7 protein-coding genes are annotated in these 7,439 nt (G+C 72.3%); 3 read left to right on the top strand and 4 right to left on the bottom strand.

Annotated features, from left to right (window positions below; genetic code table 11):
* Positions 1 to 191: hypothetical protein (locus G537_RS0110955; RefSeq protein WP_026870165.1), on the top strand; the 191-nt coding region annotated here is incomplete at its 5' end.
* 220 nt (positions 192 to 411) lie between these two features.
* Here G537_RS0110955 and G537_RS0110950 read toward each other — a convergent pair.
* Together G537_RS0110950 and G537_RS0110945 are read right to left on the bottom strand one after the other, a co-directional pair.
* Positions 412 to 1,323 (bottom strand): dihydrodipicolinate synthase family protein, encoded by a 912-nt coding sequence (locus G537_RS0110950; RefSeq protein WP_026870164.1) that lies wholly within the window; start codon positions 1,321 to 1,323, stop codon positions 412 to 414.
* Positions 1,324 to 1,347: 24 nt separating this feature from the next.
* On the bottom strand, positions 1,348 to 3,054 hold the full coding sequence (locus G537_RS0110945; protein ID WP_026870163.1) for an IlvD/Edd family dehydratase: 1,707 nt from the start codon (positions 3,052 to 3,054) through the stop codon (positions 1,348 to 1,350).
* A 156-nt stretch (positions 3,055 to 3,210) separates the two neighbouring features.
* Between G537_RS0110945 and ftsH the strand changes: the two genes are divergently transcribed.
* On the top strand, positions 3,211 to 5,064 hold the full coding sequence (gene ftsH, locus G537_RS0110940; RefSeq protein ID WP_425402285.1) for an ATP-dependent zinc metalloprotease FtsH: 1,854 nt from the start codon (positions 3,211 to 3,213) through the stop codon (positions 5,062 to 5,064).
* A 2-nt stretch (positions 5,065 to 5,066) separates the two neighbouring features.
* On the opposite strand, the gene G537_RS0110935 is transcribed toward ftsH, so the two are convergent.
* On the bottom strand, positions 5,067 to 6,026 hold the full coding sequence (locus G537_RS0110935) for a helix-turn-helix transcriptional regulator (RefSeq protein ID WP_026870161.1): 960 nt from the start codon (positions 6,024 to 6,026) through the stop codon (positions 5,067 to 5,069).
* A gap of 88 nt (positions 6,027 to 6,114) precedes the next feature.
* Between G537_RS0110935 and G537_RS0110930 the strand changes: the two genes are divergently transcribed.
* On the top strand, positions 6,115 to 6,648 hold the full coding sequence (locus tag G537_RS0110930; protein WP_051248291.1) for a hypothetical protein: 534 nt from the start codon (positions 6,115 to 6,117) through the stop codon (positions 6,646 to 6,648).
* Here G537_RS0110930 and G537_RS0110925 read toward each other — a convergent pair.
* A complete protein-coding gene (locus G537_RS0110925) occupies positions 6,620 to 7,423 on the bottom strand; it encodes a class I SAM-dependent methyltransferase (protein WP_211230351.1) in 804 nt (267 codons plus the stop codon). The two genes, G537_RS0110930 and G537_RS0110925, sit on opposite strands and share 29 nt — an antisense overlap.
* Positions 7,424 to 7,439 lie beyond the last annotated feature (16 nt).

The following is a 7,439-nucleotide window of genomic DNA, read 5'->3' as shown; positions in this document are numbered from 1 at the left end:
CGATCCGGCTGTCGATCGCGATGGCCGAGCGGATCCGCGGCGACTACCTGCACCGCCGGGCCGAGGGCGAGGAGTCGGGGGCGCTGGAGCGCCGCCGCCGGCGGCGGGAGCAGGCGGCCAAGGCGGTGGTCGAGGCGGTCGCGGCCGCTGAGGCCGCCGGACCCAGCTCACCCTCGGGCGGCAATCCCTAGGGCTGTGTACGGTCTCGGCGGCCCAGGCTGGGGGTCCGGGTCCCCCGCCTGGGCTCAGCTTCTCACAAACCTCATCAGACAAGGGAAGTGTGTCGAGGCCAGGGCCGGCCCTCACCCGGTCTCGCTCCGCGAGCCCGACCTCTCCCGCCAGGCGGGAGAGGTCACGCGACAACCGTACCGGGAATGACGGCCGAGAGGATGAAAAAGCCCCCTCCCCGCCTCACCGCCCGAACAGCCGCGGATACTCCGTCTTCGCCAGCGCCTCGCGCAGCGTCTCCCGCTCCGCCTCGGTCAGGGGGCGCAGCGGCGGATGGGTCCGGCGCCAGGCCGGGTCGCCGTGGATCTCGGCCAGCGTGTCCTTCACCGCCGCCACCAGCGTGACCGTGCTCAGTGCCGCGCGCACCGCCCCGGCGGCGGCGACCGCCTGCTCCGCCTCCGGGCTGCCGGCTTGGTGGAAGGCGGTCCGCGCCAGCGGGCCGGTGACGTTGGTGGTGGCCGAGATGCAGCCGGCGAAGCCGCGCTCCTTCGCCAGGCCCAGCGTGGCCTCGGAGCTGGGGAACACCGCGATGCCCGGCACCCGCTTCGCCAGCTCGGTCGAATAGGCGATGTCGCCGGAGGAATCCTTCAACCCCAGGAGTGTGCCCGGATGCCGCTCCGCCAGCCGCGCCACCACCTCGATCGGCCACGGCACGCCTGTGTTCTGCGGGATGTGGTAGAGGTAGAGGCCCAGCCCCTCGGCCCCCACCTGCCCGATCACCGTGTCGACGTAAGCCGCCAGGCTCTCGTCATCGATGCCCTTGTAGTAGAAGGGCGGCAGCAGCAGCACCCCGGCGAAGCCGAACGCCTTCGCCGCCAGGGTCAGCCGCACCGCATCCTCCAGCGCCGAGGCGCCGGTGCCGACCATGAAGCGGTCCATAGGCAGGCCAGCTTCGGCCACGGCCCGCATCGCCGCCAAGCGCTGCTCGACCGAGAAGGAGGTCGCCTCGCCGGTGGTGCCGAGCAGGTTGACCCCGTCGCAGCCGCCGTCGCCCAGCAGCCAACGGCAATGCGCCACCAGCCTTCCGTGGTCGATCGAGAGGTCGTCGCGCAGCGGCGTGGCGGCGGCGGCGATGACGCCGGTCAGTCTCGGCATGGGGGAAGTCCTCCGTCGGTCGGCTCAGCCGGCCTTGCGGCCCGGCACCAGGAAGTCGAAGTCGCAGCCCTCGTCGGCCTGCAGCACGCTGTCGTGGAACAGCCGGGCATAGCCGCGGTCCGGCGCCGGCTTCGGCGGCGGCGCCTCGGCCGCACGGCGGGCCAGCTCAGCCTCGTCGACCAGCAGGTCGAGGCGCCGGCCGGCGACGTCGAGCCGGATGCGGTCGCCGGTCCGCACCAGGGCCAGCGGCCCGCCGGCCGCGGATTCCGGCGCGATGTGCAGCACGATGGTGCCGAAGGCGGTGCCGCTCATCCGCGCGTCGGACAGGCGGACCATGTCCTTCACCCCCTGCTGCGCCAGCTTGCGCGGGATCGGCAGGTAGCCGGCCTCCGGCATGCCGGGCGCGCCCTTCGGCCCGGCGCTGCGCAGCACCAGCACGTCCTCGGCCGCGACGTCGAGCTCCGGGTCGTCGATCCGCGCCGCCATGTCCTCGACCGACTCGAACACCACCGCCCGGCCCGTGTGCTGCAGCAGGGAAGGCGTCGCCGCCGACTGCTTGATCACCGCACCGCGGGGGCAGAGATTGCCCTGCAGCACCGCCATCGCGCCCTGGGCCTTCAGCGGGTTGGCGCGCGGCCGGATCACGGTCTCGTCCCGCCATTCGCCCGCTTTCGGCAGCGTCTCGGCCAGCGGGACGCCGGCCACGGTCGGCACGGTCGGGTCCAAGAGGTCGCGCAGTTCCGCCAGCAGATGCGGCACGCCGCCGGCATGGTGGAAATGCTCCATGTAATGCGCACCGGAGGGCTTGAGATCGACCAGCACCGGCGTCTCGCGCCCGATCCGGTCGAACTCGGCATAGTCGATAGCCTGGCCGACCCGGCCGGCGATGGCGGCGAGATGGACGAGACCGTTGGTCGATCCGCCCACCGCCTGCAGCGCCACCAGGGCGTTGCGGAAGGCGCCGGGCCGCAGGATCTCGGACGGGCGCGGCCCGCCGGACACCGCCAGCCGCGCCGCCGCCTGCCCCGTGGCCTCGGCGCAGCGGATGCGGTCGGCATGCGTCGCCGGAATCGCGGCGGCGCCGGGCAGCGACAGGCCCAGCGTCTCGGCCAGGATCGCCATGGTGCTGGCGGTGCCCATCACCATGCAGGTGCCGACCGACGGCGCCAGGCGGCCGTTCACCGCCTCGATCTCCTGCTCGTCGATCTCGCCGGCCCGGTGGCGGCCCCACAGCCGCCGGCAGTCGGTGCAGGCGCCGAGCACCTCGCCCCGGTGATGGCCGACCACCATCGGCCCGGTCGGCAGCACGATCGCCGGCAGGTCGGCGCTGGCCGCGGCCATCATCTGGGCCGGCAGGGTCTTGTCGCAGCCGCCGATCAGCACCACCGCATCCATCGGCTGGGCGCGGATCATCTCCTCCGTGTCCATCGCCATCAGGTTGCGCAGGAACATGCTGGTCGGATGGGCGAAGGACTCGTGGATCGAGATGGTCGGGAACGCCATCGGCATGCCGCCGGCCAGCATCACCCCGCGCTTCACCGCCTCGACCAGCGCCGGCACGTTGCCGTGGCAGGGGTTGAAGTCGCTGCGGGTGTCGACGATGCCGATGATCGGGCGGTCCAGCGCGTCGTCGGAATAGCCCATGGCCTTGATGAAGGCCTTGCGCAGGAACAGCGAGAATCCGGCGTCGCCGTAGCTGGTCAGCCCCTTCCGCAGGCCGCGCTTGTCCATGGGAAACCTTCCGGGATGACGGTCGCGGCGGAACCGCCGCACGACCGCGGCACCCTAGGCCGCGGCCTTCGATTGTTCAACGATCCCGCCGCCCTGACGGACCATTCGGGGCCGCGGGAGTGTTCTACAGGCGTGAGCCCGCGGGAGACGCCGCCGATGCCACAGATGCCACGGAAGAACACCAAGACCCGGTTCCACATCTGGTACTGGATCGCCGCGTTCTTCGGCATCCTGCTGCTGCAGTACCTGATCACCACCGGGCAGCAGGTCGCGCCGATTCCCTACAGCGAGTTCGAGCAGTATCTGCGAGACGGCAGGGTGGCCGAGGTCGCCGTCTCCGACCGCTACATCCAGGGCACGCTGAAGCAGCCTCTGGAGAGCGGCCAGGACCGGTTCGTCACCACCCGGGTCGACCCGAACTTCGCCGAGGAGCTGCAGCGCTACGGCGTGCGCTTCACCGGCCAGGTCGAGAGCACCTTCCTGCGCGACCTGCTGTCCTGGGTCCTGCCGGTGCTGCTGTTCTTCGGCCTGTGGGGCTTCCTCCTGCGCCGCATGGGCGGCATGGGCGGCGGGCTGATGCAGATCGGCCGCAGCAAGGCCAAGATCTATGTCGAGGCCGACACCGGCGTCCATTTCGACGACGTCGCCGGGGTCGACGAGGCGAAGGCCGAGCTGCAGGAGATCGTCACCTTCCTCAAGGACCCGAAGGAATACGGCAGGCTCGGCGGGCGCATGCCCAAGGGCGTGCTGCTGGTCGGCCCGCCCGGCACCGGCAAGACCCTGCTGGCCAAGGCGGTGGCCGGCGAGGCCAAGGTGCCGTTCTTCTCGATCTCCGGCTCGGAATTCGTCGAGATGTTCGTCGGCGTCGGCGCGGCCCGGGTGCGCGACCTGTTCGAGCAGGCCCGGGGCCGGGCCCCGGCGATCATCTTCATCGACGAGCTCGACGCGCTGGGCCGCGCCCGCGGCATCGGCCCCTTCGGCGGCGGCCATGACGAGAAGGAGCAGACGCTGAACCAGCTGCTGGCCGAGCTCGACGGCTTCGACTCCTCGACCGGCCTGGTGCTGCTGGCCGCCACCAACCGGCCGGAGATCCTGGACCCCGCCCTCCTCCGCGCCGGCCGCTTCGACCGGCAGGTCCTGGTCGACCGCCCCGACAGGCTGGGCCGCATCCAGATCCTGAAGGTGCATCTGCGCAAGGCGAAGCTGGCGCCGGATGTGGATCCGGAGAAGATCGCCGGGCTGACCCCCGGCTTCACCGGCGCCGACCTCGCCAACCTGGTCAACGAGGCGACGCTGCTGGCGACCCGGCGCGGCGCCGAGGCGGTGACGATGGAGGACTTCAGCAATGCGGTGGAGCGGATCGTCGCCGGTCTCGAGAAGCGCAACCGGCTGCTCAATCCGCGCGAGCGGGAGATCGTCGCCTATCATGAGATGGGCCATGCCCTGGTCGCCATGGCCCTGCCCGGCACCGATGCGGTGCACAAGGTCTCGATCATCCCGCGCGGGGTCGGCGCCCTCGGCTACACCATCCAGCGCCCGACCGAGGATCGCTTCCTGATGACGCAGGCGGAGCTCGAGACCAAGATGGCGGTGCTGCTGGGCGGCCGGGCGGCGGAGTGGATCGTGTTCCGCCATCTCTCCACCGGCGCCGCCGACGACCTGGCCAAGGTCACCGACATCGCCCGCGCCATGGTCACCCGCTACGGCATGTCGAAGACGCTGGGCCACGTCGCTCTGGAGAAGGACCAGCGCTCCTTCCTCAGCCCCAACCCGCTGACCGACGGGCCGCGCGAGCGCGACTTCTCGGACGAGACCGCGTCCGCGGTCGACGCCGAGGTGCGGCGGATCGTCGACGCCGCCTTCGACCGCAGCGTCGCCCTGCTGACCGAGCGCCGCGCCCTGCTCGACCGCACCGCCAGGCGCCTCTTGGAGAAGGAGACGCTCGACGCCGCCGAGCTCGCCACCCTGACCGGCGCCGAGGCCACCGCGAAGACGGGGACGGGGGGCTGACGCTAATCTCGATACAGCGCCGCCACCCGCCGCGCGCCCTCCACCAGGGCTTGGCGCAGCTCCGGCGGGTCCAGCACCTCGATCGTGTCGGTGAAGCCGAGCAGCAGCCGGGCGGCATGGCCGACGCCCTCGATCGGCACCGACGCCTGCCGCAAGCCGGCCGCATCCGGCTGCGCCTGCCGGATCGCATCCGCCGCATCGGCGCCGAGCCGGTCGAGCAGCGGCAGCGCCTCCGGCGACACGCGCAGCACCGCCTCGCCCCGGCGCAGCTCCTGCGCGAAGCGCTGCAGCGACTCCCGCCACTGTGCCGCCAGATCGAAGCCGGCAGGGTAGTCGAAGGTGTCGGGCAGGATGTCGAGGTCCAGCACCTTGGCGACCTTGTAGGTGCGGATGTCCGCCCCGATCCGGGCCATCAGGTACCAGGCGCCGGCTTTGAGCACGAGGCCGAGCGGGTCGACCGTGCGCCGCACCATGGCCGACCAGCTCTCGTAGCGGATCACCAGCCGCCGCTGGCCCCACACCGCCCGCGCGATCGCCGGCAGGTGCAGGGGCGGCTCGGCTCGCCGATACCAGTCGACCGGGTCGAGGTGGAAGCGGTCGCCGACCCGGGCCGCCCCCTCCCCCGCCGCCGCGGGCACCGCCGCCAGCAGCTTCAGCCGCGCCGTGGCCAGCGGCTCCGCCAGGCCGAGATCGGCCGCCGGCCCGGGCAGCCCGGCCAGCAGCAGGGTCTCGGCCTCGCCGGCGGTCAGCCCGGTCAGCCGGGTGCGGTAGCCGTCCAGCAGCGCGAAGCCGCCGCCCGGCCCGCGATCGGCATAGACCGGTACGCCGGCGGCGGAGAGCTCGTCGATGTCGCGATAGATGGTGCGCACCGAGACCTCGAACTCCGCCGCCAGCGCCTGCGCGGTTATCCGGCCGCGGGACTGCAGCAGCAGCAGGATCGACAGCAGGCGGTTGGCGCGCATGAAGCGAGCATAGCCGAAATCCTGACAGCGGGTGTCAGTCGGACGCCGGCAGCATCCGTCTCATCGCCATTTCACCCTGGAGAGACCGATGCCCGCGCTGTTCGCCAAGCCCGCCCCCGGCACCGACCCGAGCGTCCCCGACTCGCCGCGCGACGGCCGCGACGACTTCGGGCCCCTGTTCGGCCGCTGGCGGGTGTCGCACCGCCGGCTGCGCCGGCGCCTGGCCGGCGACACCCATTGGGACGAGTTCGCCGGCGCCTCGGAGATGCGCCCGCTGATCGGCGGCCTCGGCACGATCGACGACAACGTCATCGAGCTACCGTCCGGCCCCTATCGCGCCGCCACGCTGCGCCTGTTCGACGTGGAAACGAAGCTCTGGTCGATCTGGTGGTTCGACGGCCGCAGCCTGCACATGGACGAGGCGCCGCTGCGCGGCCGCTTCGAGGACGGCGTGGGCACCTTCTTCGCCGACGACGTCTGGGAGGGCACGCCGATCCGGGTGCGCTTCATCTGGTCGGAGATCACCGGGCAATCGGCGCGCTGGGAGCAGGCCTTCTCCACCGATGGCGGCGAGAGCTGGGAGACCAACTGGATCATGCGCTTCGAGCGGACCGGGCCGTGACGGCCCAGGCCCGCGCGCCGAGACGGACGGGGCCGTCGGTCCCGAGCATCCCGGCCAGCTGCGCCTTCAGGGCGGCACGATGATCTTCGGACAGGCCAACGCAGTAGCTCGGCGCCGGCCCCGCGCCGAGCGTGAAGGGCTGCCAGAACGCCTCGAAATCCGGGAAGACGGTCTCGATCTCGATCGGCTCGACCGTTACCGATCCGAAGCCCGCCTCGCGGCACAGCGCGGCCAGCCCTTCCCGGGTGCAGAACGGGAACCGCTGGCCCTCGTCCGGGGCGCCGCTCTGCAGCCCCAGCTCGGCGACCGCCTTCCAGAAGACGTCGATGAAGCCCATCCCGCCGCCGGGATAGTCCCAGACGTAGAAGGCCAGCAGCCCGTCCGGCCGCAGCACCCGCCGCATCTCGGCCAGGGCCGCCGGCCGATCCGGGATGAAGTTCAGCACCAGGGCCGAGGCGACGACGTCGACGCTCGCCTCCGCCGCGGGCAGGCTCCGGGCGTCCGCTACCGCGAAGCGGACACGCGGGTCGTCGATCGTCGAGCGGGCATGGGCGACGAAGTCGGCCGACGGATCGATCGCCAGGATCGACCGCGGCGCGGCGTCGGCCAGGACGGTCGCGGTCAGGGCCCCGGTGCCGCAGCCGATCTCCAGCCAGTCCGCGTCCCGCGGCAGCGCCAGCCGGGCGACGAACCTCGCCGCGACCCGCCGGCTCCAGCGGCCCATATACTGCTCGTAGCTCTGCCCCGCCCGCCACGCATCGGATCCGGCGGCCATGACCATCCTCCACCCC

It is taken from the genome of Inquilinus limosus DSM 16000 (assembly GCF_000423185.1).
Lineage (GTDB): Bacteria > Pseudomonadota > Alphaproteobacteria > DSM-16000 > Inquilinaceae > Inquilinus > Inquilinus limosus.
The sequence above is the reverse complement of the archived record's forward strand: the minus strand, read 5'-3'. Positions and strand labels throughout refer to the sequence as shown.

Coding starts and splice junctions, on each gene's coding strand:
- G537_RS0110925 (WP_211230351.1), bottom strand. CDS start 7,423: ATGGCCGCCGGATCCGATGCGTGGCGGGCGGGGCAGAGCTACGAGCAG.
- G537_RS0110935 (WP_026870161.1), bottom strand. CDS start 6,026: ATGCGCGCCAACCGCCTGCTGTCGATCCTGCTGCTGCTGCAGTCCCGC.
- ftsH (WP_425402285.1), top strand. CDS start 3,211: ATGCCACAGATGCCACGGAAGAACACCAAGACCCGGTTCCACATCTGG.
- G537_RS0110950 (WP_026870164.1), bottom strand. CDS start 1,323: ATGCCGAGACTGACCGGCGTCATCGCCGCCGCCGCCACGCCGCTGCGC.
- G537_RS0110945 (WP_026870163.1), bottom strand. CDS start 3,054: ATGGACAAGCGCGGCCTGCGGAAGGGGCTGACCAGCTACGGCGACGCC.
- G537_RS0110930 (WP_051248291.1), top strand. CDS start 6,115: ATGCCCGCGCTGTTCGCCAAGCCCGCCCCCGGCACCGACCCGAGCGTC.